The organism is Halopseudomonas sp., assembly GCF_036960865.1.
Classification (GTDB): domain Bacteria; phylum Pseudomonadota; class Gammaproteobacteria; order Pseudomonadales; family Pseudomonadaceae; genus Halopseudomonas.
In genome coordinates, this window is sequence record NZ_JBALWE010000009.1 from 50,601 (window position 1) to 74,979 (window position 24,379).

Below are 24,379 nucleotides of genomic sequence, written 5' to 3' on the forward strand. Positions count from 1 at the left end.
CTCTTTGCATAACGGGCAAGCTGCCAAGCAAAGAAGCAGACCATAGCGCTGCGCACCCCATCCCTGCCGGAGGACCACATGAAGATTCATCACCTGCTGGTTGTGATAGACCCCACAAGTAAAGACCAACAGCCGTGCCTGGCTCGCGCGGAAAGCCTCGCGCAAAACCATCCCGAGGCGCGCCTGACGCTGCTGCTCTGCGACTATGTTGCGGCGCTCGACGGCGGCTCCCTGTTTGAGAGCAGCGGGCTGGAAAAGGCCCGCGCATCGCTGCTGCACAACCATACCGTGTTTCTTGAGCGGCTGGCCGCCCCGCTGCGTGCCAAAGGCCTTCAGGTAGATGTGCAGGCGGTGTGGGGTAAGCGGCTGGATCGCCACATTCTGCAGGCCGCGCAGCAGTTGAAGCCCGACCTTATTCTGAAAACAACACACCATCACAATGCGCTGAAACGCCTGTTTCTGACTAATACTGATTGGCAGCTGATTCGCCACTGCGAAGTGCCGCTATGGCTGGTCAAGCAGGGAGAGCAGCCGGTTACACAAATTTGTGCCGCCGTTGACCCGCTGCACATCGACGACAAACCGGCCAACCTCGACCTGAAGCTCATCACTGAAGCTCGGGCACTTGCCGACAGCACTGCGGCTACGCTGCACCTGGTGCACTGCTATAACCCGCTACCACGCACCATGGTGGTTGATGCCACTTTGGTCGTCGATTATCAGGGCTACGCAGACGACGTGAAAAAGCAGCACACCGATGCCTTCAGCGACCTGCTGGGGCGCACCGAGGCCGGCCAGGCTCAGCAGCACCTGCTGGAAGGTTATCCGGAAGAAGCCATACCACAGCTGGTAGAAAAGCTAGGCATCAATCTGTTGCTATTGGGAGCGGTATCACGCTCACGACTGGAAAGCGCGTTGATTGGTCACACTGCAGAACGCCTGCTGGATGAGGTGCCCTGCGATCTGCTGATCATCAAACCGGATGATTTTCGCGATCCGAGCAAGCCCGCGTAAGCGGTCAATAAAACAGACCGGTGCGGCGCGCTTCAGTGCCGCGCTGCCATGCTGCTGGCGGCGCGGCTGAGCCGAGTAATCTCGGCCCAGTTACCTGCCGCGATAGCAGCTTTGGGTGCAACCCAGCTGCCGCCCACCGCCATCACGTTATCCAGTGCCAGATAGTCCGCAAAACTCTGCTGATCAATTCCACCGGTGGGACAGAAACGCACATCCTTGAACGGGCCGGCGAAGGCTCTTAACAGCGCTGTGCCACCCAGCACCGCGGCGGGAAAAACCTTGAAGCGGCGATACCCCAATCGGTATCCGGCAAGAATCTCCGACGCGCTGGCAATACCCGGCAGCAACGGCACCTCACTGTGCAGGCCCAGCTCCAGCAATTCATCGGTGATACCCGGCGTCACCACGAACTGCGCACCAGCCTTGATTACCGCGCGGTACTGCGCGGCGTCGGTCACGGTTCCGGCACCAATACACAATTCAGGACGCTCACGCCGCAGCAGGGCGATCGCCGGCAGGCCAAGCGCCGTGCGCAGGGTGATTTCCAGCGTGGTGATGCCACCGGCAGCCAGGGCATCAGCCAGCGGCAGAATATCGGTTTCTCGCTCGACATTGATTACCGGCAGCAGCGTTGCCTTGGCGAATAACGCATCCAGAGTCTGAGTCATATCCATGTACTGCGTCGCTCTCCCGGCAGACCATTAAAATGTAAACGTTTTTCATCACAACCGTGTTACGGCCAAACCGCTAACCGGCATCCGCGCTGTAAACAATCTGCAATGGCGGCCGCAGGAAAGCGCTGATTGGCCACTGAGGCTGCTGTCCGGCCAGCGCAGCGATCAGCGTCTGCGCCTTATCCTCGCCGCGGATGGCCAGCAACTGCAAGCGCGCGGAGTGTAACGCAGCGCCCGTGAGGGTCAACCGCTGGCTGCCATCTGGCGCTACGGCCGGCAGGCAAAGCGCGGCAGCCTCATGGCTCAAGGCCGCCGCCAGCCCCTCCGCTGCGGGAAACAGCGACGCAGTATGGCCATCGCTACCCATGCCCAGAACCACCACATCCAACGGCAGCCAGGCCCGCAACGCCGCGCTGCTGCGCTCGGCATCCTGCACCGGCCCAATGCCATGATAGAGCGGCTGCCAACGCACTCGGGGCATCACCTGCGGCATATTCCGCCATATCAGACCGGCGTTGCTATCAGGCTGATCCGGCGCTACCCAGCGCTCATCAACCAGCGTGATACCCACCTGCTCCCACGGCATTTCGATATCATTGAGCGCCTTGAGCAGCGGTATCGGGCTGCGCCCACCAGAGAGCGCCAGGGTCGCTCGCCCCCTCGCCAACAACGCCGCCTGTAAAGCCTGGGCTATGCTCTGCGCCAACCATTGCGCTTGCTGCTGCGCGGTTGCCTCGGTCCGCAGAAGCAAGCCGCGCTGTGCGGCCAGCCGCGCCAGCTCGCTCACCTATCTGCCTGCTGCAGGCTGGCGGTAAACACACTGCCGCCCTGCTCTGCCGGACTAGCCTCGGCGCGCATGAATGCAAATAACTCACGGCCCAAGCCACGACGTACCGACTGCGGCTGCAACGCCGGCGTGCGTGCTTGCCATATTGCCTCATCCAACTGCACCTGAAGCTGGCCGTGGCCGGCATCCAATGCAATGGGATCACCGTCTCGCAAGTAGGCCAACGGCCCACCATCTGCTGCCTCAGGACAAAGATGAATAGCCGCCGGCACCTTACCCGAGGCACCCGACATGCGCCCGTCCGTGACCAGCGCCACTTGATGGCCGCGATCCTGCAGCACACCCAGGTAAGGCATAAGTTTGTGGAGCTCCGGCATACCGTTGGCTCGCGGCCCCTGAAAGCGCAAAACAGCGACACAGTCGCGGTCCAGCTCACCGGCCTGAAATGCCGCTACAAAATCGTCCTGCTCATCGAACACCCGGCAAGGCGCACTGACCTGCCAGTGCGCCTGTGCCACCGCCGAGACCTTCAACACGCCTCTGCCAAGATTACCCTGCAGCAGCCGTAAGCCACCATTGGGCAGAAAAGGCCGTTCCAGCGGCCGCAGGATACTGTCATCCAGACTGAATTCCGCGCCCTCACGCCAGTGCAATTTGCCGTCTTGCAACACCGGTTCGCGGCAGTATCGCGCCAGCCCGAACCCCGCTACCGTCTGTACCTGTTCGTGCAACAAGCCACCGGCCAGCAGCTGGCGGAACAACCAGGCGGTGCCGCCTGCGGCGTGAAATTGATTAATATCCGCCTTGCCGCTCGGGTAGATGTGCGCCAGCGTCGGCACCACCGCAGACAGCGCGGCCATATCTTCCCAACGCAGCTGCAACCCGGCTGCCTGGCCGATGGCAACCAGATGAATGGTCAGGTTGGTTGAGCCACCCGTGGCCAAGAGCATCACCAGCGCGTTGACCAGTGCGCGCTCATCCAGAATATCGGCCAGCCGCACTTCACCTGCCTGCGCCAGGCGCACAACCTGCTCTGCAGCGTACTGGGTCAAGGCGTCGCGCAAGGGCGTACCCGGCGCCACAAAGGAGCTGCCGGGCAGCTGCAGCCCCATGGCTTCGAGCAGCATCTGGTTGGTGTTGGCGGTGCCGTAGAAAGTGCAGGTGCCGGCGCTGTGATAGGACGCGCTTTCGGCCGCCAGCAAGGCGTCGCGATCAACCTTGCCCTCCGCAAACAGCTCGCGCACGCGCGCCTTCTCGCTATTGGGCAAGCCACTGGGCATGGGGCCTGCTGGTACAAAGAGCACCGGCAGATGGCCGAACCGTAACGCGCCCATCAACAGGCCGGGCACGATCTTGTCGCATATCCCCAGACAGAGCGCACCATTGAACATATTGTGGGACAGCGCGATGGCCGTGCTCATGGCGATCACATCCCGACTGGCCAGCGACAACTCCATGCCCGGCTCGCCCTGTGTCACGCCGTCGCACATCGCCGGCACGCCGCCTGCGACCTGCCCGGTCGCGCCCATACCGCGCAGCGTTTGTCGAATCTGCGCCGGGTAGCTTTCGTAGGGCTGGTGCGCCGAGAGCATATCGTTGTAGGCCGTGACCAAGCCGATGTTGACCGCGTCCACCATACGCAAGCGATCTTTATCCGTGGCAGAGCAGGCCGCCATGCCGTGCGCCAAATTGCCACAGGACAAGCCCTTGCGCCCCGGAGGAGCGGCCTGAATTTGCGCCAAATAGGCAGCTCGGCTGCGTTTGCTACGCTCGCGTATTGCTGCCGTAACGGCTTCAACCTGTGGATGCATGCAACCCTCCTCTGTCAACCTACCCGCGAAGGGCAATTATGTTCTATTGTAGAACCCATTCCCATTCGCCCGTCCATCACACAAGGACCTTCGCATGTCGTTGCGCCGTACCAAAATCGTCGCCACCCTTGGACCCGCCACAAGCAGTCCGGAACGCATCGCTGAACTGATTGCCGCGGGCATGAACGTAGCCCGCCTCAACTTCTCCCACGGCAGCGCAGATGAGCACCGCCGCCGCGCGCGTCTGGTGCGTGAGATTGCCGAAGAAAATGGTCAGCACGTTGCCCTGCTCGGCGACCTGCAAGGCCCGAAAATCCGCATTGGCCGCTTTACCGATGGGCGTATCGAACTGGAGGTGGGTGACAACTTCCGCCTGTCTACCGTACATGATCTCGACAACGGCACCAGCGATATCGTCGGCCTCGACTACCCCGATCTGGTGAAAGACTGCCGCGCCGGTGACGAGCTGCTGCTGGACGATGGCCGTGTGGTGCTGGCGGTCGAAAGCGTCGGTCGTGATGAGGTGCGCTGCCGCGTGACCGTGGGCGGCCCATTGTCCAACAACAAGGGCATCAACCGGCGTGGTGGTGGCCTCTCGGCCGCCGCCCTGACCGACAAGGATCGCAACGACATCAATCTGGCGGCAGAGCTGCAGATGGAATACGTGGCCGTCTCTTTCCCGCGCGACGCCGCCGACATGCACCTGGCGCGCAAGCTGTTGCGCGACGCCGAATCCGAAGCCTGGCTGATTGCCAAGATCGAGCGCGCTGAAGCGGTTGCCGACGATGAAGCGCTGGACGGCCTGATCCAGGCCAGCGACGGCGTCATGGTGGCGCGCGGCGATCTGGGCGTGGAAATCGGCGACGCCGAGCTGGTAGGAATTCAAAAACACATAATCAGCCGCGCCCGCAAACAGAACAAGGTCGTCATCACCGCAACCCAGATGATGGAGTCGATGATCTCCAGCCCGCTGCCAACTCGCGCCGAGGTATCCGACGTCGCCAACGCCGCCCTGGATTACACCGACGCAGTAATGCTCTCGGCCGAAACCGCCGCCGGGGATTATCCGGTAGAAGCAGTACGCGCCATGGACCGGGTGTGCCGCGGCGCAGAGAAGCATCCCACCAGCCAGAAGTCCGGGCACCGCCTGTACCAGAAATTCGAGCGCTGTGACGAAACCGTTGCGCTGGCTGCCATGTACGCCGGCAACCACTTCCCCGGCGTGACTGCGGTGATCACCCTGACCGAGAGCGGCTTTACGCCACTGATCATGTCGCGCATTCGCTCGCATCTGCCGATCTTCGCGCTGTCACCCAATACCCAGACCCTGGGCCGCGTGGCGCTGTATCGCGGCGTGCAGGCGATCCCCTTCAACCCGGCAGACATGCCCTCCAGCGACATCAACCAGCAGGCAGTCAACAAGCTGCTCGAAGGCGGTTATGTGCAGCCCGGCGACTGGGTGATACTAACCAAGGGTGATGTATACAACTCGCGCGGCGGCACCAACTCGATGAAGCTGCTGCACGTAGGTGAATCACTGGTTTAACGCTGTAACAAGCTGCTGGCCGGCGAGTCTCTTGGGTAGTTCAACAACCACCCAGAGACTCGCCCCATGCTTGCCACGCTCAATCGTCTGCAGAACTGCCTAGACGCCACTCGGCAATTCGATTTTCTCGCCCCGCCACTGCTGCGCCTTTATCTGGTCCCGGTGCTATGGATGGCCGGCAGCCGCAAGCTGCAGCACATGGATGCCACCATCAGTTGGTTCGGTGACGTGGAAAACGGCCTTGGTCTGCCTTTTCCTGAACTGCTCGCCTGGCTGGCAACCCTGACCGAGATTGGCGGAGCACTCCTGCTGCTAATCGGGTTGGCGGTGCGCTGGATCAGCATTCCACTGATCATCACCATGCTGGTTGCCATCTTCGCCGTGCACTGGCCCTATGGCTGGCCGGTAATCGCCGATCCCTCCTCGCTGTTCGCCAACGAACGCGTCACCGCCTCCGCCGACAAGCTGGCGCGCGCCCGCAGCATACTGCAGGAGCACGGCAACTATGAGTGGCTCACCAGCAGTGGGCGGCTAGTCATACTCAACAACGGAATCGAGTGGGCCGCCACCTACCTACTGATGCTGCTTGCACTGTTCTTTACCGGTGCGGGACGCTGGGTCAGCGTGGACTACTGGCTGGCCCAGCGGTATCGCACGGTGTAGCAAAAATAAAAAAGGGCCTCGCAAGCGAGGCCCTTTTCTTGCCCGGAGAGGGCTTACTTCACTTCTACCGCCAGGCTTTCGGCAATCTTCTTCTGCCAGATCTGCGGGCCGGTGATGTGTGCGGATTCGCCTGTGCTGTCGACCGCAACGGTGACCGGCATGTCTTGCACGTCGAACTCGTAGATCGCTTCCATGCCCAGCTCGGGGAAGGCAATAACCTCGGCTTTCTTGATCGCCTGGGCAACCAGGTAGGCTGCGCCACCAACGGCCATCAGGTAAACCGCCTTGTGGTCCTTGATCGCTTCGATGGCAATCGGGCCGCGCTCGGACTTACCGATCATGCCCAGCAGGCCAGTCGCCTCAAGGATCTGACGGGTGAACTTGTCCATGCGGGTCGCGGTGGTCGGGCCTGCCGGTCCAACAACCTCGTCACGCACCGGGTCAACCGGACCGACGTAGTAGATGAAGCGGCCTTTCAGATCAACCGGCAGCTCTTCGCCCTTGTTCAGCATGTCGACCATACGCTTGTGCGCAGCATCGCGGCCGGTCAGCATCTTGCCGGACAGCAGCACGGTCTCGCCGCTCTTCCAGCTCAGCACGTCTTCCGGGGTAACGGTGTCGAGGTTGACGCGGCGCACGCCATCGCCAACTTCCCAGGTAATTTCCGGGTAGGCGTCCATCGGCGGCGCTTTCAGCTCGGCCGGGCCACTGCCGTCGAGCACGAAGTGCGCGTGACGGGTCGCGGCGCAGTTGGGAATCATGCACACCGGCAGACTGGCTGCGTGGGTCGGGTAATCCTTGATCTTGATATCCAGAACGGTGGTCAGACCGCCCAGACCCTGCGCGCCGATACCCAGTGCGTTGACCTTGTCCATGATTTCCAGGCGCAGCTCTTCAGCGCGGTTCTGCGGGCCGCGGGCACGCAGTTCATGGATGTCGATCGGATCCATCAGCGCTTCCTTGGCCATCACCGCAGCCTTCTCCGCGGTACCACCGATACCAATGCCGAGCATGCCCGGCGGGCACCAGCCCGCGCCCATGGTCGGAACGGTCTTGACCACCCAGTCAACGATCGAGTCGGACGGGTTGAGCATGACCATCTTGGACTTGTTCTCGGATCCGCCGCCCTTGGCAGCCACATCGACTTCTACCTTGTCGCCCGGGACGATCTGGTAGTGGATAACCGCCGGGGTGTTGTCCTTGGTGTTGGTGCGCTTGCCAGCCGGGTCGGCCAAGATGGAGGCACGCAGAACGTTGTCCGGGTTGTTGTAGGCGCGGCGCACGCCTTCGTTGATCATATCGTCCAGGCTCATGGTGGCGCCGTCCCAACTGACGTTCATGCCGACCTTGACGAACACGGTGACGATACCGGTGTCCTGGCAGATCGGACGGTGGCCTGTGGCGCACATGCGGGAGTTGATCAGAATCTGCGCGATGGCATCCTTCGCCGCCTTGGACTCTTCACGCTCGTAGGCTTCGTGCACAGCCTGGATGAAGTCCACGGGGTGGTAGTAGGAAATGTATTGCAGCGCATCGGCTACGCTCTGGATCAGATCGTCTTGCTTGATAACGGCCATGCTCGGACAGGCTCCTCTCATTCGGCGGCTGACACGGACGGCGTTATGTCAGACCAGGCTAACGGAATCGGACAGGCTCGGGTGCTGTAAGGCCGCACCCTTGAGAAAACAGTCGCCAAGTATACCCGAGCTGACCGTACGGCATAGCGCCTGAAGCGACTCTCTGACGAAATGGGCCTCGCCAGGGCCGCTGGGCAATAAAAGAAAGTCTCTCCTACCACTGTTTTTCAATACTGCCGAGCCTGTCTCAGTCATTCCCGGTACGGGTGAAATAAAATGCTTTTCAAAACAAGGCTGAAACTATAAATTGACGTCATAATGCCATCACATAACAACAGGCCTAATCGTGAGCGAATTGCAGGATGCAAATAGCGATAAATTCCAGGCTTTGAGGCTGCAGCGCTTCTACCTGGCGCAAATCAACTATCTGATTACCTACGTCGTGATCGGCGTGGCCTGGGCAGCCGGGCACTATGATTCAACTGCCTGGATGGCTTCCATCCACATACTCCTCGGCGTTGTAACCCAAGGCGCGTTTTTTCTGGCGTTTAAAAGCGGCTTCAATCTGCGCTTTCGAGAGCCCAGCCTGACCAACGTCCAAATTGTTGTCGCCATCTTGTTGACCACGTTCTTCCTGGCCTTTGCCGGCAGCTTGCGCGGCAGCCTGGTATTGGTCTACGCCAATATTCTGGTGTTTGGTATTTTCCAGCTCTCGCGCCGCGATCTGATACTGCAGGCGCTGCTGTGTCTAACCTGCTTTGGCGGCCTGATTGCCATCGAGAGTTACCAAGGGCCCAGTGCTCACGGCCTCACGCTGAGTCTGGTGCAATGGTTTATTCTCGCCTGCTTCCTCGGCTGCCTGTGCGTCACCGGTAGTTATATTCGCGAGCTGCGCGAACGTCTGCAGCAGCGCCACAGCACACTGCAGGCGCATCAGGAAACCCTGCGCGGGATGATGGGCCAGCTGCAGAATCTTGCTACCACTGACAGCCTGACCGGCTTGGCCAATCGGCGTTATTTTATTGAAGAGGCGCGCCGCCGCATGACACTCATGCGACCCAACCAGCAGCTCGGGGTGGCCCTGATCGACCTGGATCACTTCAAGCGCATCAACGATCTGTATGGCCATTCCGCAGGGGACGAAGTGCTGCAGGGCTTCGCCAGGTTGGCCCGCGACAGTTTGCGCGATGGCGACCTGGTTGCCCGCTTTGGCGGCGAGGAGTTTGTCATCCTCCTCAGCAATACCGATCTCGGTGCGCTGCATCAGTGCCTGGAGCGCATTCGCGACAACTTTGCCAAGGTTCAGTTTGCTTGCCTGCCGGACGGGGTACACTGCACCTTGTCGGCTGGCCTGAGCCTGATCCGCCAGGAAGACGACCTTGAGGTGTGCCTGAACGATGCCGATCAGGCGCTTTATCTGGCCAAACACAGTGGCCGCAACCGCTGCGAGCATCATGTACCCAAGCATAATCACGCCGATAACGTCTGACCCGTCTCATGCCTGAATTGAGCATTCGCGGTCGCCAGATTCAGGTACCTGCCGGCAGCAACCTGCTCTGCGCGCTGCAAGCTGCAGAGCTGCCGATCAGCTGGTCCTGCCGTGCCGGGCAGTGCCACAGCTGCCTGGTGCAGGCGCCCGCCCAGATGGTGCCGCCCTCCGCACAACGCGGACTGACACCACAGCAGCAGGCCGAGGGCTGGCTACTGGCTTGCCAATGCAACGTTGAACAGGATATGCAGCTTACCTTGCATGATCCGGCCAGCGATGGCCTGCCAGCGCAAATCGACTCTCTGGAACAACGGCCTGGCGATATTCTGGTGCTGCGCGTGCGGCCGCTGCGTCCACTACGCTACCGGGCTGGCCAGCACCTGACGCTGTGGTTATCGCCGCAACTGGGTCGCAGCTACTCGCTGGCCAGCCTGCCCACCGAGCCACTGCTGGAGTTTCACCTGCAGCTGCATGACGATGGCGCCTTTTCCAGCGAGATTCGACGCGCCAAGCCAGGACAGCAGCTGTATCTCGGCGCAGCCAGCGGCCATCTGTGTTACGACCCCGCCTGGCATGACCGACCGTTACTGTTACTCGCCAGGGGAACCGGGCTAGCCCCCCTGCAGGCGCTGGCCCGCGACGCCCTGCGTGAAGAGCACGCCGCGCCCATACACCTTTGGCACTGGTCCGCCACCGAGCAAGACTGCTACCTGCAACAGCGCCTGCACGCGCTGGCTGACGCGGCCCCCAGCCTGCAATTGCACTTGCGCAAGCGTTCGCAGTTTGACGCCGATCTGCGCACATTACGCATCGGCTCGCGCAACAGCCTGGCGCTGCTGTGCGGCAGTCCGGGCTTTATCGAACAGTTACGTCGCCCGCTGTTCATGGCCGGCCTGGCCGGTCGGCAGATCATTGACGAGGCCTTTCTACCGCCGCAATTGAAGTAGCAGCAGCCCGCCTCCTCTGACTGATAGCCAAGCCAACAATAGCGCCTACACTTTGCCCACCACCTTTCGGTGGTGGCAGCTGACACGGGGTTAGCCGCCACAGCACTCATTCGAGCCGCCCCATGCACGCCACCCGCCTTTTCACCCACTACCTGAGCAGACTGCTGTCTGCATGGCTATTGCTGTCACCCGCCGCCTTCGCTGAGTGCATCACGCCGCTGAACTCCGGCGATTGGCCCGCAGGCATCCCGGGTGAACATGGCTTTGCTATCACACCCCTGCAGACGGCGATCAACACCTTCCACAACAGCGATACCAACCTGCATGCACTATTGGTCGAGCGCGCTGGCATCCTGTTGCTGGAGTGCTATCGCAGTGGTCCAGATGCTCCCATCACCCGCCGCTACGGCTTGGCGCTGCCACTGACCGGCAGTACCGACTTTGATGGCAACACCCTGCATGACCAACGCTCAATCAGCAAAAGCGTGGTTAGCCTGCTGTATGGCATGGCGCTCGCGGAGCAACAGGCCCCGCCGCTGGACCGGCCGGTGCTCAGCGATCACCCCAACCTCACCCCTGCCTGGCAGCACAGCGAACCACCACTCACCTACCGACACCTACTGGGCATGACCGCAGGGCTTGACTGGCAGGAGTGGGGACATGGCCTGTTCAGCAGCAATGAAACCGCGCTCTACTGGCGCCGCGATCTGGCGGATTACGTGCTCGACCGCGACCGGGTAGCCAGTCCCGGCACGCGCTTCAGCTACACCGGCGGCGCTAGCGCCCTGCTGGCGGCGGCGCTGGAACAGCGTAGCCAGCAAACGCTCTCAGCGCTCGCGGCAAAGCGTCTGTTCGCGCCACTGGGCATTACCCGTTTTGAATGGGCCGAAGACCTCCACGGCCGTCCGCTGGCCTTCTCCGGCTTGCGTCTGCGCCCACGTGACATGCTGAAAATCGGCCGACTGGTCAATCAACGTGGACAGTGGCAAGGCCAGCAACTGGTGAGAGCCGAGTGGATCGACGAGATTACCGCCGCCCACATCGACACCGACGTTGCCCTGTTTTCCCTCGACGGCAGGCCAGTGCACTACGGCTACCAGTGGTGGACCGGCACAGTCGCGGTGGCCGGCCGCGAGCAACGCTGGGTTGCCGCCATCGGCAATGGCGGGCAGCGCTTGCTGCTGATTCCGGCGCTGCAGCTGGGCCTGATGTTGCAAGGCGGGGATTATGGCTCAGCTGACATACAGCGCCGCGAGAACCAACTGGTACTTCAGCTATTGGCCGCTGTGACCCAGCAGGACTAATCCGGCGCCGTTATACAGCTTCATTCGGCGCGCCTAGGGTTGCTGGGGCAGCCGGCAGTTTCATGCGACCATGCTGCTTTAGCCTTTCGACTGCCAGATCCAGGAGATACCGTGAGCGAACATGTGTTGATCGAGCGCAACGGCGGCGTACTGACGCTGACAATGAACCGTGCCGACAAGAAGAACGCCCTGACACAGAACATGTACGGGGCGATGGCCGATGCCATCAAGAGCGCGCAAGAGGACGCGCAGATCCGTGCGGTGGTCATCCAGGGCAGCGACACCTGCTTCACCAGCGGCAACGATGTGAGCGACTTCGTAAACTCGCCGCGTAGCGACACCAAGAGCCCGGTCTACCATTTCCTGCGCGCCATCTGTCACGCTGAAAAGCCCCTGATTGCCGCCATCAACGGTCCTGCCGTGGGTGTCGGCGTGACCATGCTGCTGCATTGCGACCTGGTGTTTGTGGCAGACAACGCGCGCCTGAAAATGCCCTTCGTCAATCTTGGCCTCTGCCCGGAAGCCGGCTCCAGCTTCCTGCTACCACGTCTGCTCGGCCACCTGCGCGCGGCGGAACTCTTGCTGCTAGGTGAAGAGATTTCCGGCCAGCGCGCCACCGAAATCGGCCTGGCCAATCGCGCCCTGCCCGCCGGAGCGGCGGTTCTGCAAGCGGCTCAGGAAGCAGCCCAGCGCATCAGCGAACAGCCACCGGGTTCGGTCAAGCTGACCAAGCAACTGATCAAGCAGGGAGTGGCACAGATTGCCGAGCAAACCATGGATGCCGAGGGCGACCACTTCACTCAGCTGTTGGCTGGCCCTGAAGCCCGCGAAGCGCTGACCGCCTTCCTGGAAAAACGCAAACCGGTATTTGCCAACAACTGACCGTCTAGCGGCTCTACGCCCTGCGTGGAGCCGCCTCAGCGCGATATTCCAAAGATTCGCATTACCCAGCGATTGACCTGCCCCCACACGCGAATTTTCATCCGGTGTGTCCACGCCAGATTACGCCAGCGCGCCATGGTCCATTCGTGGCTCTCGGCAAAATCACTCTCAAAGCTCTCGGTAACCGCACGAGTCAAGGTCGGGTCAACGGCCTGCTGGTTGGCTTCAAGATTCCAATGCAGCGTCCAGTGGTCAAAATTGCAGGATCCCAGCGATACCCAGTTATCCACCATGGCGGTCTTCAAGTGGGTAAAGCGCGGCTGAAATTCAAAGATACGCACGCCGGCCTTGAGCAGCCGCCGGTAATAGCGTTGGCCCGCATAGAGCACGGCCGGGTGATCGATGCTGGTACCACAGAGCAGCAGGCGAACGTCTACGCCCCGCCTGGACGCGCGCATCAGCGCCCGGCGAATGCGCCAGGAGGGCAGAAAGTAAGGGGTCGCCAGCCAGGCACGTTCGCTACTGTCAGCCAGCGCCGAGAGTAGCGAGGCAACTACTTCCTTCTGCTCCCGGGCACCAATATAGGAAACCCTGCCGTGACCCTCGCCGTCTTTGGGTTGCGGCGGTATGCGTACGCGCCTCACGGCAGAGAGCCCACGCCGCTGAAAACTGTCTACCCGCCCCCATTCGGTTTCAAACAGATCGAGCCAGTCAGCCACTACCGGCCCCTGCACTTCAAGCATCTGCTCGTGCCAACGCGGACACTGACCACCCTCTTCGGTCTGACAAAACTCATCAGTGAAGCCCGTGCCGCCGACGAAGGTGATACGGCGGTCAACAATAATCAGCTTGCGGTGATCCCGGTGGAACATGCGCCGCCCGTGGTACCAGGAGGCGGGATTGTAGATGCGGAGTTCAATGCCGCCATCGCGCAGGCGGTCACGGTCGTCCTGCTTCAGTTTTTCGCTGCCGATGGCATCAAACAAAAAGCGCACTTTCACCCCGCGCCCCGACGCCTTCAACAACGCGTCGATGACCCGATCGCAACTGGCACCGGAGGTGACCAGGTACATCTCGATGTCGATGCTGCTCTGCGCCTGATCAAAGGCCTCAAGCAAACGCGGGAAGTAACGGTGCCCATCCACGCGCAGGGTGAATTGATTGTCCTGATGCCACTCATATACCCGCGACGACATAGTTCTCCTTGTACCCGATACAGAGTAACCGAGACAGATCAGGGAATGCGGTAGTCGTCCTGTGTCAGCAGGTCGAGGCCGCATTCCAGTTGGCTGATCCAGTCCAGAAAGGCGTTGATCATAGCAGGGCCGACAAACGGCCGACCGTGCTGCGGAACCAGCATGCTGGGTGCCAGCTGCCGTACCATATTGGCCCAGAGCCGGCAGGCCTTGTTGCCGGCCATATAACGCCGGTGAAAGCCCTCCATACTGGATTTGTGAGTCGCAAAGTCGGCAACAGGTTCCGCATCGTCGAGCATCGAGGCACCCATGTCGCCGGAAAACAGAATGCCACTGATCGGATCGAAGAACTGCAGGTTGCCCACCGAGTGCAGAAAGTGCGCTGGCAGCACCTTGAGAATCGACTTACCCAGCGGCACATCGGCACCGCGATCGGCAATCGCAATCATGCGGTCGGTGGTCGACATCCCCAACTGGCGATTCAGATAACCGGCACTCAGATGCGGCAGGAAGCGCGCCCACAGCTTGGAGCACACCACCTGACAGCGCGTGTGCAGCAACCATTTGTCGAGCGAGGCGATGATGTCCGGGTCCTGATGCGAGGCAAACACGTAGGTCAGATCGGTCAGCGGAATATAGCGACTGACCGCCAGCGACAGGGGCATGTAGGTCAGGTCGCCGCCTGGATCCAGCAGCGCGTGCTGGTCATGGTCGATGATCAGAAACTGGTTGGATTGCACGCCGTCGCCGGTCACCAACTGGTCAAAGCACAACACCTTGTGCGGCCCGTTATCAAACAACACCCTTGCCACTGTCATTGCTGCCACTCCCTACCGCGTTATTGGAGCAGACCTTATAGAGCAGCCGAGGCGACCGCTTCCTGACCTGAATCAAGATGTGCGCAGTAACACGAACGTCACCAAGTATTCACAAGCCTGACACCCGAGCGCCATAGGCTCAGCCTGTACATCAAATAACAGATGCCCGGATGGAGGTGTCCATGTCACAAGCAGCGCTCGCCCTCGAAGACTCCAACAGCCGCCAGCTGGCGGTAGAACTGGTTACCGACGCCCACCACATCAGAGCCGCACAGGCTTTGCGCTATCAGGTGTTTGCCGAAGAGTGCGGTGCCCGGCTGCACACCAGCGAGACTGGGCTGGATCAGGACCACTATGATCTGCACTGTGAGCACCTGATCGTGCGTGACCTGAGCAACAATCGCGTGGTGGCCACCACCCGCATCCTCGATAGCCGACGCGCACCCGCCGCCGGAGGCTTCTACAGCGAAAGCGAATTTCAACTGGTGGGCCTGGCTGATCTGCGTGGCGACATCATGGAGATTGGCCGTACCTGTGTACACGCCGACTACCGCAATGGAGCGACCATTTCAGTGCTCTGGTCCGGTCTGGCGCAGTTGATGAACGAACGCCGCTACAACTACCTGATGGGCTGTGCCAGCATCGACATGCACGACGGTGGTCTGCAGGCCCACGCCATCATGCAGCGCCTGCGTGGCCGCTACCTGAGCCGCGAGTATCTGAATGCCATTCCGCGTTTGCCGATTCCCGAGCGCGACCTGCCGACCAACCTGACGGCGCAACTGCCGCCACTGCTCAAGGCTTACATGCGCCTGGGCGCCAAGGTCTGCGGTGAGCCCTGCTGGGACCCGGAGTTCAACTGCGCCGATGTGTTCATTCTGCTGCGCCGCGAACAGCTCTGCCCGCGCTACGCCCGTCACTTCAAGGCGAGCTGAGGATGACGCTGAACAAGACGGTGCGCCTGATCGCGGTGGTGGGGTGGATTGCCTGTGGACTGCTTCTGGCTACCTGGGTGGCACTGCTGCAGCCCTTCAAGCCGGCCTTCCTGGATGGGCAGCGACAACGCCTGACGCGCTGGTGGATGCGCAACCTCATCCGCCTGCTACCACTGCGCCTGCATGTACAGGGCGCGCCGATCAGCGACACCGCGCTGTGGGTCAGCAACCATGTATCCTGGCTGGATATTGTGGTGCTTGGTGCGCAGGCTCCGGTGCACTTTCTATCCAAGGCCGAGGTACGGCATTGGCCGGTCATCGGCTGGCTGGCCGCCGCCGCCGGCACCTGCTTCATTGAGCGCGGCAAATCCGTTACCCACTCCCTGCAACAGTTGACCGAGATTTTGCAGCAGGGGCGTAGCCTGGTGATCTTTGCCGAAGGCACCACCACCGCCGGAGACCGCGTGCGCACCTTTCATGGCCGCCTGCTGGGCAGCGCGATAGACGCCGCGGTGCCGATTCAACCGATCGCCATCGGCTATCGCCTGAATGGCGCCGTCGACCAGACTGCGCCCTTCATCAACGACGATGAGTTTTCCCGACACCTGCTGCGCCTGCTGGGCGCACAAACCATCGATGTGCGCCTGCACTTTCTCCCCCCGCTCGACAGCCGTGCGGGCAATCGCAATCAGCTGGCGCGTGAAGCGCAGTCCGCGGTGAGTCAGACCTTGGGGCTGGACGACGGCACGCTTAAGTCGACACCGCCCGCGTTCAGCAACGCAGCCTGATCGGCGGCGTACGCCTGAACCTCGGGCATGAAGCGCAAAAAGTCGTCTTCGAACGCGGCGTAATCCGCCTCCAGTTCAGCTACAGCGCCGGGCAGCGGATTATCCCGGCGCAAGCGTCTGGCCATGTTGTCGAGTGCGCGGTGCAGGTGAGGTAGCTGCGCGTAGCTGCTTAACCAGTCGTGCTCGCTCATGTGCGCGATCACCGGACGGGCATTGTCCGGAATCAGCTCGGGCTGATTCAGCAGGTCCCGGTAGGCCTGCTGCGTGAACTCAGCCAGGGGTTGCTCGGCAAAGCGCTGCCAGTGTTGCGCGAGCAGATGATCGTAGAACATATCCACCATGATGCCGGCAAAGCGCCGACGCTCCGCACTCACTCGCGTCTTGCTTTGCAACACCAACGGATGGCTGTCGGTAAACACATCGATCCGACGGTGCAACCAGATGCCGCCACGCACTGCCTCTGGCAGCGCGATCTGCTGTACCGGGCCCTTGACGAAATCCCCCAGCAGGCTGCCGAGCGCCTGCTGGGGTGTTTGCGAGCCCATCAGCAGGTGGGCCAGAAAGTTCATCAGTTGCCCTGAACCTGCGCGTGCAGCGCCTGCAATTGGCTTTGCAGCGTATTGATACTGCGGTTGGTCTGCAGCCGGAAGCTGTCGATGGCATCCAGCGCCTGCTCGGTTTGCGCGGCACGCTGGTCGAGCTCGGTGCGCATGATCAGTAGGCTCTGTTCGACATCGCCGTTACCCTTACTCTGTAGCGCCTGCACGGCCTGCTGCTGGCTCGCCACCAGCGCAGCCTGCTGCTTGAGCTGTTGCTCCAGCGCATCCAGACTACCCAACTGTCCCTGCAATTCCCCCAGCGCGGTATTGGCCGCGGTCAATTGCTTGGCAAGGCTATCCAAGCGCTCGGTCTGTTTTTCCAGTACTTGGTCCGTTGCAGCGGCGCTGGCCGCCAGTGCCGCCAGCTCGGTCTGCTGGCTCGCCAACCGTTTGCCCAGATCCGCATTGCCCGCATTCATAGTGCTCATGCGGCCATCGTGCTCACCTAGCGTCTTGCTCAGTTCCGCCAGCTGATTCTCCAGCTTCGCCACGCGGGCATTGCGCGCCTGCTCGGCCTCGCTGAGAGAGGACTCGGTAGCACTGACCTTACCGGTGATGTCCTGAATACGCCCGGAAGCTTCCTCACTGATCCGCGCGAAGCTGGTCTGGGTCGCGACCAGTTGCTGCCTGAGCAGGGCCTGCTGCTGGTACGTCCAGTAACCCAGTGCGACCAACGCCAGCGACAGCGCCGCGCACAGCGCCCATAACGGTCCATTACTGCGGGCTGGCTGCACTACCGGCGGATCGGCCCGCAAACCGCCATGGGGTGCGTTGCGGCCTCGCGTCGCCGGGCCCGGTTCAAAGTCATCGTCACGACTCGCGCGCAAACCCGGCAAATCGTCTCCTCTGCCCTGCTCCTTCATACTCCCCCCACTCGTCAATTTCTGCAGAAAGCCCGCGCCAGAGCGGTGCAAGCTCGCACCAAGGAATAGCATGCCACCCGAATAAACCACTGACCGAGGACGGGTGATCCCCGGCAAGCCGCCCATATCCGGTGACATTGGCGTATTGGTACACATTCTGCTTGCAGATTGCTGCCTTGGCTACCGCACCTTGCGCGGCCATTGATTATTCGGGGGTAGAAGCATGATTGCAGAAGCGCAGTTCAACCGAGCGACCCTTGACTGCATGACCAGCCTGCGGCGCCATATCAAGCGTTCATTGGGGGTTACCGTGCGCCTGGGCGACCCGGACGCCGTAGAAAACATGATCGGTTTGAGCAAGGATTGCCCCTTCGCGGATATCCGCGAACTGGGTAGCCGTCTGGCCGAAATGGTGACGCCGGCGCCAACAGAGCCCGAAGAGAGCATGGTAGCCAGCGGCGCCATCGCCGCCAGGCAGTATCAGGCCAGCGCAGAACGCCGGGCCAGTGCGGTGCAAGATCCTACGCCAGCTGCGCCCAGCGGCAGCGTTCGCATTTACCGCGGGCAGGTCATTCGCTGACGGGCCATTGATCGCGCGCCTGTTCACACAACCGCACCTTTAAGGCCATTGGCGCACGCAACGCGCTGGCGCATCCAGGGCGCAGACATTACCCTGATCCTTCTTGTTATCGAGGAGTGACGGTATGGCTGAATGGATGATCTACGGTGCGAATGGCTACGCAGGCTCGCTGCTGGCAAGAGCAGCCGTCGCCCGGGGGCTGACCCCGGTACTGGCCGGGCGCAATCACAGAGCTGTGGCCGATCTGGCCGCAGAGCTCAAGCTGCAGGCACGTCACTTCAGCCTAGATGATGCCCAAGGCACGCGTGACGGTACGCAGGGGATGAGCATTGTCGTGCACTGCGCCGGCCCGTTTTCGGCGACCAGTCAGCCCATGATCGATGCCTGCCTGCACAACCAATGTCATTACCTCGACATTACTGGCGAGATCGATGTGTTTGTCGCAGCGCAAAGTCGCCACAACGACGCCACCGAGGCCAATATCGTTATTTGCCCCGGCGTCGGCTTCGATGTCATTCCCACCGACTGCATTGCTGCTCGCCTCAAGGAGGCGCTGCCCGACGCCGACCGCCTGGCGCTGGGTTTTGATTCGCGCAGCAGTTTCTCGCCAGGCACCGCGAGAACCTCGATCGAGGGGCTCAAGTATGGTGGGCGCATCCGCAAAGACGACAAGATCAAGACTGTGCCCCTGGCCTACCAGAGTCGTGACATCGATTTTGGCAATGGCACCAAGCACGCCGTGACTATCCCCTGGGGAGACATTGCCACGGCCTGGTTCTCTACCGGGATAGACGACATCGAAGTCTTCATACCCATGGCGCCCAGTGCTGCCACGCGTCTGCGCCGGCTGGACCGGCTGCGACCACTGCTCGGCCTGGCGCCGGTACAGGCACTGCTCAAGTACTTGGTGGGTCGCCGCATTCTTGGCCCTGACAGCAGCCAGCGGGAAAAAGCGCGCACCTATGTGTGGGGCGAGGCACAGAACCGCGCCGGCAAGAAGATTACTGCCCGCATTCAGACCGCTAATGGCTACGATGTAACGACCGAAGGCGCGCTCTTTGCCGTTGAGTTCCTGCGGCATAACGAACCTGCACCGGGCTACTACACGCCCTCTCGCCTGCTCGGCTCCGACTGCATCGAAAAGCTGCCCGGCTCAGGCGAAATGCACTTGGAGTAGTCAGTCAACCCAACAGCACAGGCACTCGCCTGGCCAACTCGCGGGTCAGGCCTTCCAGCAACTGCCCGCCATTGCGCCAATAGTGCCAGTACAGCGCAACCTCCTGCGCCTGACCGGGCACTAGCTCGTACAGCTCACCGCTGCGCAGCTCCTCCGCCACTTGCAGCGCCGGCACCATGCCCCAACCGACGCCCGCCGTCAGCAAACGGACAAACCCCTCGGAAGACGGGCAAAGGTGATACTCGAATTCACCCGGCACACCCAATTGGCGTAGAAACCGGTGCTGCAGCTGATCGTCAGGGCCAAATACAATGGCGGGAATCTGCGCCAACCGCGCGACATCCATACCTCCCGGGAAGTAACGTGCAATGAACTCACGGCTGGCCACCGCCAAGTAGGGCATATTGCCCAGCAACAAACTGCGCGCGCCAGCGACCGGCTGTTCGGTAGAGCAGACGCAGGCCGCTACCTCACCATTGCGCATACGCCGCAGGCCGACGTCCTGATCTTCCACCTGCATGTCCAGCAACACCTGTTCGACGCTACACCAGCCACTGATCGCCGCCGCCCACCAGGTCGCCAGGCTGTCGGCGTTAAGTGCTATACGCAGGCGTGCAAGCCCTGAGCGGCTGTCAATTGCAGGCAGGTCGGTGCGCAAGTCATGCTCCAGCAAGCGCACCTGCTGCACGTGATTGAGCAGCCGTTGGCCGGCAGCTGTAGCGTGCGGCGGCGATCCCCTGACCAGAACCGGCGTGCCCAGGCGCGACTCAAGCAACTTGATACGCTGCGACACCGCCGATTGCGACAGCCCGAGGCTCAGGGCCGCGCGCTCAAAACCACCTTGTTCAATGACCGCGCTCAGCGCCGCCAGCAGTTTGTAATCCAGCATCATTAATTTCTCTAATATCTCATGAGCATTATTCTCTTTTTTAATGGAAAGTGTCACGCCAGAATGCAGCCACTTTCACCGAGACAAGGCGCACTACATGCCCACCCTGCTGCATAGCTACACCAATGGTCTGTTTGTCGCCGCTGGCCTGATCATGGCCATCGGCGCACAAAACGCCTTTGTTCTGGCCCAAGGCTTGCGCCGCGAATACCACATCAGCGCAGCACTGATCTGCATGGGCTGTGATGCGGTGCTGATACTGGCCGGCACTTTCGGTCTCGCGGCGCTGCTACAAAGCCATCCGCTGGCGATGGAGATCACTCGCTGGGCAGGCGTCGCTTTTCTCTCGCTCTACGCACTCCAGGCGCTCCGCCGCGCACTATCTCCGCACGCCATGAATGCAGGCGAGCAGCCCAGACGCTCGCGGCGCGCCGTCCTGCTCAGCACCCTGGCGGTGACCCTGCTGAACCCACATGTGTACCTCGACACCATGGTGCTGATCGGCTCGGTCGGCGCGCAGCATCCACTACCACTTATCTTTGCTTTGGGCGCCGTCAGCGCATCGGTGCTCTGGTTCAGTCTGCTGGCATTGGGTTCGGCCCGGCTGGCCCCATTGCTGAGCCGTCCCCTGACCTGGCGCTGCATCGACCTGGCCGTCGCCGCGATGATGCTGGCAGTTGCCTGGTCCCTCGCCAGACCGGCATTGCAGACACTCTGAATCGCTATAACCCTATACTTGGTGCGTGGATAGCCCCGCTTTCAGGTGCTATCATCGAGTCTTCCCGATCGCAAGACGGGCAGCGCCCCAAGGAGCTAGTATCAGCTCCGGCAAAAGAGGCGTAACAGATTGTCCACCCTGCTTAGATGGCAACCGTGGTCAACTTGATCGAACTGTAGAGCGGTCAAGCCGGTCATACAGTTAGCAGTATTCCGTTTCTGGACCCTGATACCTGAAGATGGAGATAAATCATGGCTTTTGAATTACCAGCACTCCCCTACGAGAAGAATGCACTGGAACCGCACATCTCTGCGGAAACTCTGGAATACCATCACGGTAAGCATCACAACACCTACGTTGTTAACCTGAACAACATGGTTCCGGGCACCGAGTACGAAGGCAAAAGCCTGGAAGACATCATCAAGACCTCCAGCGGCGGCGTATTCAACAACGCAGCTCAAATCTGGAACCACACTTTCTACTGGAACTGCCTGAGCCCGAACGGCGGCGGCGAACCTACTGGCGATTTGGCTGAAGCCATCAACAAGGCATTTGGCTCCTTCGCTGCCTTCAAGGAAGAGTTCAGCAAAACCTCCATCGGTACCTTCGGCTCCGGCTGGGGCTGGCTGGTCAAGAAGTCTGACGGTTCACTGGCCCTGGCCAGCACCATTGGCGCCGGCAACCCGATCACCTCCGGTGACACCCCGCTGCTGACCTGCGACGTATGGGAACACGCCTACTACATCGACTACCGCAATGCCCGTCCCAAGTACGTTGAGGCATTCTGGAATCTGGTCAACTGGGACTTTGTAGCGAAGAACTTCGCTGCCTGATCGCAGTCGCAGCAGCTCAACAACACCCCGCTCCGGCGGGGTGTTGTGCGTTCTGGGCCGGCAAAAGTGATTTCACTTTGACGTCACTGTTCAGTTTGCCGATACTCGACTAAACGCTGCACAGACAAATAACAATGATTGCAGCAGTTGCGCAGGCTAATCAGATACTTGCATGATGGCCCTACAGCTCAACTGACCATGACAGGAATAACAAGATCTTGAAGCTCGAGCGCCGCCACAGCCTTTCCATCAAGCTACTGCGTCTGGTGTTGCTCTGGGCACTAGTGGTCGGTGTTGTACTCAGCATGGGGCAGATCGCCTATGACCTGCGCAAGGAAAGCAAGCTGATCGACAGCAACGCCGAGCAAATTCTCGCCATGTCGCAGGACCCCGCCACCCAAGCCGTCTATAGCCTGGATCGCGAGATGGCGTTGCAAGTCATCGGCGGGCTATTCGAACATGAAGCCGTTCGCTACGCCGCAATAGGGCACCCGGATGAAACCCAACTGGCCAGCCGCGAGCGGCCGCTGAAAGAGTCTCCCTACCGCACACTAACCGATTGGCTGTTTGGCGTGGAACAGCAATACAGCGTCGGACTATTTGGTCGCGCGCCCTACAACGAGTATTACGGCGACCTGCGCATCACGCTGGATACCGCGCCCTACGGCGAAGACTTTCTGCAAAGCTCCCTGATCATTCTGCTCTCCGGCGTACTGCGCGCCATGGCCATGGCCTTCGCTCTGTACCTGCTTTACCACGTTCTGCTGACAAAACCCCTGGCCGGCATCATCGATCGTATTGCCGACATCAACCCTGACCATCCCGGCAAGATGCATATCCCGATGCTGCCCGGGCAGGAAAAAAACGAACTGGGTCTTTGGATTAGAAAGGCCAATGAGCTGCTCGAGTCAATTGAGCGCAACAGTAGCCGGCGCCGCGAAGCGGAAGCCAATCTGCTGCATATGGCGCAACACGATCACCTGACTGGACTACCCAACCGCAGCATGCTGCAGGAGCAGCTCGCTCGCATTCTTGCTGACGCTGGGCGCCGCCAACGCGGTGTAGCCGTGCTCTGCTGCGGCCTGGATGATTTCAAGGAAATCAACGAGCAGTTCAGCTATCAATCCGGTGACAGCTTGCTGGTTACCGTCGCTGATCGCCTGCGCGCCAACAGCGGCCGCTTGGGTAGCTTGGCACGCTTGGGTGGTGACCAGTTCGCCCTGGTCCAGACGGGTGTTGGTGAGCCCTACGAAGCCGCCGAATTGGCCCAGACCATTCTGGACGACCTTAGTCGCCCCTTCGAACTCGGCGATAATACCGTCAGTCTGCGGGCGACTATCGGCATTACCCTCTTCCCCGACGACGGCGACAACGCCGAGAAGCTGCTGCAAAAAGCCGAGCAAACGATGATGCTGGCCAAGGCCCGCTCGCGCAACCGCTACCAGTTCTACATCGCTAGCCTCGACAGTGAGATGCGCGTGCGCCGGGAGCTCGACAAGGAGCTACGCGGCGCGCTGGAGCGCAATGAATTTCATCTGACCTATCAGCCACAGGTCAGCTATGCCACTCATCAGGTAGTGGGTGTCGAAGCCCTACTCCGTTGGCAGCACCCCGAACGCGGGCTGGTGCCGCCGGACCTGTTCATCCCGCTGGCGGAACAGAACGGCATCATCATCAGCATCGGCGAATGGGTACTGGATCAGGCCTGCAAGCAGCTGCGGGATTGGCACGACCAGGGCTTCAACGAGCTACGCATGGCGGTCAACCTGTCGACAGTGCAGCTCCACCATAGCGAGCTTTCACGCGTGGTGACCAACCTGATGCAACGCTATCAACTGCCCGCGCACTGCCTGGAAATGGAAGTGACCGAAACCGGCCTGATGGAAGATATTGCTGCCGCCGCGAGTCACCTCAACAGCCTCAAAAAAGCCGGGGTATTGATCGCCATTGACGATTTCGGCACCGGCTACTCGTCCCTGAGCTACCTGCGCGGCCTGCCCCTGGACAAGATCAAGATCGACAAGAGTTTCGTGCAAGACGTGCTGGTGGACGAAGACGATGCAACCATCGTGCGCGCCATCATACAGCTTGGCCGCAGCCTCAACATGGAAGTCATTGCAGAGGGGGTAGAGTCCGCCGAGCAGGAAGCCTATGTGATTGCTCAGGGCTGTAACGAAGGCCAGGGTTACTACTACAGCAGGCCGCTCTCAGCTGCCGCGTTTGGCGAATGGATAGTGCAGTACCGCGCCAAAACCAACAGGGTTCGCAGTAACTCGGAAATCAGCTAGC

General features: G+C 60.9%; 23 protein-coding genes. 14 read left to right on the top strand and 9 right to left on the bottom strand.

Translation table 11 applies throughout. From position 1 onward, the window contains the following. The first annotated feature begins 78 nt into the window (after positions 1-78). Entirely contained in the window at positions 79-1,014 is a 936-nt protein-coding gene (locus V7747_RS13660) for a universal stress protein (RefSeq protein WP_335616572.1), read from the top strand. A gap of 32 nt (positions 1,015-1,046) precedes the next feature. On the opposite strand, the gene V7747_RS13665 is transcribed toward V7747_RS13660, so the two are convergent. The 3 genes from V7747_RS13665 to edd all read right to left on the bottom strand — a co-directional run bounded on the left by V7747_RS13665 (position 1,047) and on the right by edd (position 4,286). After that, on the bottom strand, positions 1,047-1,688 hold the full coding sequence (locus tag V7747_RS13665; protein ID WP_335616573.1) for a bifunctional 4-hydroxy-2-oxoglutarate aldolase/2-dehydro-3-deoxy-phosphogluconate aldolase: 642 nt from the start codon (positions 1,686-1,688) through the stop codon (positions 1,047-1,049). A gap of 73 nt (positions 1,689-1,761) precedes the next feature. After that, a complete protein-coding gene (pgl, locus tag V7747_RS13670; RefSeq protein ID WP_335616574.1) occupies positions 1,762-2,475 on the bottom strand; it encodes a 6-phosphogluconolactonase in 714 nt (237 codons plus the stop codon). Beyond that, positions 2,472-4,286, bottom strand: a complete 1,815-nt coding sequence (edd, locus tag V7747_RS13675; RefSeq protein ID WP_335616575.1) for a phosphogluconate dehydratase — start codon at positions 4,284-4,286, stop codon at positions 2,472-2,474. The genes pgl and edd overlap by 4 nt, the downstream gene beginning before the upstream one ends. A gap of 94 nt (positions 4,287-4,380) precedes the next feature. Here edd and pyk point away from each other — a divergent pair, with 94 nt between their 5' ends. Both pyk and V7747_RS13685 read left to right on the top strand, forming a co-directional pair. After that, on the top strand, positions 4,381-5,832 hold the full coding sequence (gene pyk, locus V7747_RS13680; protein WP_335616576.1) for a pyruvate kinase: 1,452 nt from the start codon (positions 4,381-4,383) through the stop codon (positions 5,830-5,832). A gap of 66 nt (positions 5,833-5,898) precedes the next feature. Continuing rightward, positions 5,899-6,495: an HvfX family Cu-binding RiPP maturation protein gene (locus V7747_RS13685; RefSeq protein ID WP_335616577.1), complete on the top strand. Its 597-nt coding sequence runs from the start codon at positions 5,899-5,901 to the stop codon at positions 6,493-6,495. A 53-nt stretch (positions 6,496-6,548) separates the two neighbouring features. Here the strand turns inward: V7747_RS13685 and V7747_RS13690 are convergent, their stop codons facing one another. Next, positions 6,549-8,072, bottom strand: coding sequence for a fumarate hydratase (locus tag V7747_RS13690; protein WP_335616578.1), 1,524 nt, complete (start codon positions 8,070-8,072; stop codon positions 6,549-6,551). Between the two features lie 346 nt (positions 8,073-8,418). Between V7747_RS13690 and V7747_RS13695 the strand changes: the two genes are divergently transcribed. The 4 genes from V7747_RS13695 to V7747_RS13710 all read left to right on the top strand — a co-directional run bounded on the left by V7747_RS13695 (position 8,419) and on the right by V7747_RS13710 (position 12,694). Then, positions 8,419-9,561 carry a GGDEF domain-containing protein gene (locus V7747_RS13695; protein ID WP_335616579.1) on the top strand — a complete coding sequence of 381 codons (1,143 nt, stop codon included), beginning with the start codon at positions 8,419-8,421 and terminating at the stop codon, positions 9,559-9,561. Positions 9,562-9,569: 8 nt separating this feature from the next. Beyond that, on the top strand, positions 9,570-10,508 hold the full coding sequence (locus tag V7747_RS13700; RefSeq protein WP_335616580.1) for a 2Fe-2S iron-sulfur cluster-binding protein: 939 nt from the start codon (positions 9,570-9,572) through the stop codon (positions 10,506-10,508). Positions 10,509-10,630: 122 nt separating this feature from the next. Continuing rightward, positions 10,631-11,812 carry a serine hydrolase domain-containing protein gene (locus tag V7747_RS13705; RefSeq protein WP_335616581.1) on the top strand — a complete coding sequence of 394 codons (1,182 nt, stop codon included), beginning with the start codon at positions 10,631-10,633 and terminating at the stop codon, positions 11,810-11,812. 111 nt (positions 11,813-11,923) lie between these two features. Continuing rightward, positions 11,924-12,694, top strand: a complete 771-nt coding sequence (locus V7747_RS13710; RefSeq protein WP_335616582.1) for an enoyl-CoA hydratase — start codon at positions 11,924-11,926, stop codon at positions 12,692-12,694. Between the two features lie 35 nt (positions 12,695-12,729). Here the strand turns inward: V7747_RS13710 and V7747_RS13715 are convergent, their stop codons facing one another. Both V7747_RS13715 and V7747_RS13720 read right to left on the bottom strand, forming a co-directional pair. Then, a complete protein-coding gene (locus V7747_RS13715; RefSeq protein WP_335616583.1) occupies positions 12,730-13,890 on the bottom strand; it encodes a phospholipase D-like domain-containing protein in 1,161 nt (386 codons plus the stop codon). A 38-nt stretch (positions 13,891-13,928) separates the two neighbouring features. After that, the gene (locus tag V7747_RS13720; protein WP_335616584.1) at positions 13,929-14,708 is read right to left on the bottom strand and encodes an MBL fold metallo-hydrolase; all 780 of its coding nucleotides are present in this window, start codon (positions 14,706-14,708) and stop codon (positions 13,929-13,931) included. A gap of 182 nt (positions 14,709-14,890) precedes the next feature. Between V7747_RS13720 and V7747_RS13725 the strand changes: the two genes are divergently transcribed. Next, a complete protein-coding gene (locus V7747_RS13725) occupies positions 14,891-15,643 on the top strand; it encodes a GNAT family N-acetyltransferase (RefSeq protein WP_335616585.1) in 753 nt (250 codons plus the stop codon). A 2-nt stretch (positions 15,644-15,645) separates the two neighbouring features. After that, positions 15,646-16,431: a lysophospholipid acyltransferase family protein gene (locus V7747_RS13730; protein ID WP_335616586.1), complete on the top strand. Its 786-nt coding sequence runs from the start codon at positions 15,646-15,648 to the stop codon at positions 16,429-16,431. Here the strand turns inward: V7747_RS13730 and V7747_RS13735 are convergent. After that, positions 16,365-17,000 (bottom strand): acyl carrier protein phosphodiesterase, encoded by a 636-nt coding sequence (locus tag V7747_RS13735; protein WP_335616587.1) that lies wholly within the window; start codon positions 16,998-17,000, stop codon positions 16,365-16,367. The two genes, V7747_RS13730 and V7747_RS13735, sit on opposite strands and share 67 nt — an antisense overlap. Further along, positions 17,000-17,893 (bottom strand): ATPase, encoded by an 894-nt coding sequence (locus tag V7747_RS13740; protein ID WP_335616588.1) that lies wholly within the window; start codon positions 17,891-17,893, stop codon positions 17,000-17,002. Before V7747_RS13740 ends, V7747_RS13735 begins: the two co-directional genes overlap by 1 nt. Positions 17,894-18,116: 223 nt before the next feature. On the opposite strand from V7747_RS13740, the gene V7747_RS13745 reads away from it, so the two are divergent. Both V7747_RS13745 and V7747_RS13750 read left to right on the top strand, forming a co-directional pair. Continuing rightward, a complete protein-coding gene (locus V7747_RS13745) occupies positions 18,117-18,473 on the top strand; it encodes a hypothetical protein (RefSeq protein ID WP_335616589.1) in 357 nt (118 codons plus the stop codon). Between the two features lie 124 nt (positions 18,474-18,597). Then, on the top strand, positions 18,598-19,650 hold the full coding sequence (locus V7747_RS13750) for a saccharopine dehydrogenase family protein (protein ID WP_335616590.1): 1,053 nt from the start codon (positions 18,598-18,600) through the stop codon (positions 19,648-19,650). A 4-nt stretch (positions 19,651-19,654) separates the two neighbouring features. On the opposite strand, the gene V7747_RS13755 is transcribed toward V7747_RS13750, so the two are convergent. Next, on the bottom strand, positions 19,655-20,539 hold the full coding sequence (locus tag V7747_RS13755) for a LysR family transcriptional regulator ArgP (protein ID WP_335616591.1): 885 nt from the start codon (positions 20,537-20,539) through the stop codon (positions 19,655-19,657). Positions 20,540-20,636: 97 nt separating this feature from the next. Here V7747_RS13755 and V7747_RS13760 point away from each other — a divergent pair, with 97 nt between their 5' ends. The 3 genes from V7747_RS13760 (at position 20,637) to V7747_RS13770 (ending at position 24,378) form a co-directional block, all read left to right on the top strand. Continuing rightward, positions 20,637-21,257: a LysE/ArgO family amino acid transporter gene (locus tag V7747_RS13760; protein ID WP_335616592.1), complete on the top strand. Its 621-nt coding sequence runs from the start codon at positions 20,637-20,639 to the stop codon at positions 21,255-21,257. 251 nt (positions 21,258-21,508) lie between these two features. Further along, on the top strand, positions 21,509-22,090 hold the full coding sequence (gene sodB / locus V7747_RS13765) for a superoxide dismutase [Fe] (RefSeq protein ID WP_335616593.1): 582 nt from the start codon (positions 21,509-21,511) through the stop codon (positions 22,088-22,090). Positions 22,091-22,308: 218 nt separating this feature from the next. Further along, positions 22,309-24,378: a putative bifunctional diguanylate cyclase/phosphodiesterase gene (locus V7747_RS13770; protein WP_335616594.1), complete on the top strand. Its 2,070-nt coding sequence runs from the start codon at positions 22,309-22,311 to the stop codon at positions 24,376-24,378. Position 24,379 lies beyond the last annotated feature (1 nt).

Excerpts from the sequence above, each read along its gene's own strand:
- V7747_RS13705 (WP_335616581.1), top strand. The coding sequence starts at position 10,631 with ATGCACGCCACCCGCCTTTTCACCCACTACCTGAGCAGACTGCTGTCT.
- V7747_RS13685 (WP_335616577.1), top strand. The coding sequence starts at position 5,899 with ATGCTTGCCACGCTCAATCGTCTGCAGAACTGCCTAGACGCCACTCGG.
- V7747_RS13760 (WP_335616592.1), top strand. The coding sequence starts at position 20,637 with ATGCCCACCCTGCTGCATAGCTACACCAATGGTCTGTTTGTCGCCGCT.
- V7747_RS13730 (WP_335616586.1), top strand. The coding sequence starts at position 15,646 with ATGACGCTGAACAAGACGGTGCGCCTGATCGCGGTGGTGGGGTGGATT.
- V7747_RS13700 (WP_335616580.1), top strand. The coding sequence starts at position 9,570 with ATGCCTGAATTGAGCATTCGCGGTCGCCAGATTCAGGTACCTGCCGGC.
- V7747_RS13725 (WP_335616585.1), top strand. The coding sequence starts at position 14,891 with ATGTCACAAGCAGCGCTCGCCCTCGAAGACTCCAACAGCCGCCAGCTG.
- V7747_RS13715 (WP_335616583.1), bottom strand. The coding sequence starts at position 13,890 with ATGTCGTCGCGGGTATATGAGTGGCATCAGGACAATCAATTCACCCTG.
- V7747_RS13660 (WP_335616572.1), top strand. The coding sequence starts at position 79 with ATGAAGATTCATCACCTGCTGGTTGTGATAGACCCCACAAGTAAAGAC.
- sodB (WP_335616593.1), top strand. The coding sequence starts at position 21,509 with ATGGCTTTTGAATTACCAGCACTCCCCTACGAGAAGAATGCACTGGAA.
- edd (WP_335616575.1), bottom strand. The coding sequence starts at position 4,286 with ATGCATCCACAGGTTGAAGCCGTTACGGCAGCAATACGCGAGCGTAGC.
- V7747_RS13690 (WP_335616578.1), bottom strand. The coding sequence starts at position 8,072 with ATGGCCGTTATCAAGCAAGACGATCTGATCCAGAGCGTAGCCGATGCG.
- V7747_RS13750 (WP_335616590.1), top strand. The coding sequence starts at position 18,598 with ATGGCTGAATGGATGATCTACGGTGCGAATGGCTACGCAGGCTCGCTG.
- V7747_RS13755 (WP_335616591.1), bottom strand. The coding sequence starts at position 20,539 with ATGCTGGATTACAAACTGCTGGCGGCGCTGAGCGCGGTCATTGAACAA.
- V7747_RS13740 (WP_335616588.1), bottom strand. The coding sequence starts at position 17,893 with ATGAAGGAGCAGGGCAGAGGAGACGATTTGCCGGGTTTGCGCGCGAGT.
- V7747_RS13735 (WP_335616587.1), bottom strand. The coding sequence starts at position 17,000 with ATGAACTTTCTGGCCCACCTGCTGATGGGCTCGCAAACACCCCAGCAG.
- V7747_RS13745 (WP_335616589.1), top strand. The coding sequence starts at position 18,117 with ATGATTGCAGAAGCGCAGTTCAACCGAGCGACCCTTGACTGCATGACC.
- V7747_RS13720 (WP_335616584.1), bottom strand. The coding sequence starts at position 14,708 with ATGACAGTGGCAAGGGTGTTGTTTGATAACGGGCCGCACAAGGTGTTG.
- V7747_RS13665 (WP_335616573.1), bottom strand. The coding sequence starts at position 1,688 with ATGGATATGACTCAGACTCTGGATGCGTTATTCGCCAAGGCAACGCTG.
- pyk (WP_335616576.1), top strand. The coding sequence starts at position 4,381 with ATGTCGTTGCGCCGTACCAAAATCGTCGCCACCCTTGGACCCGCCACA.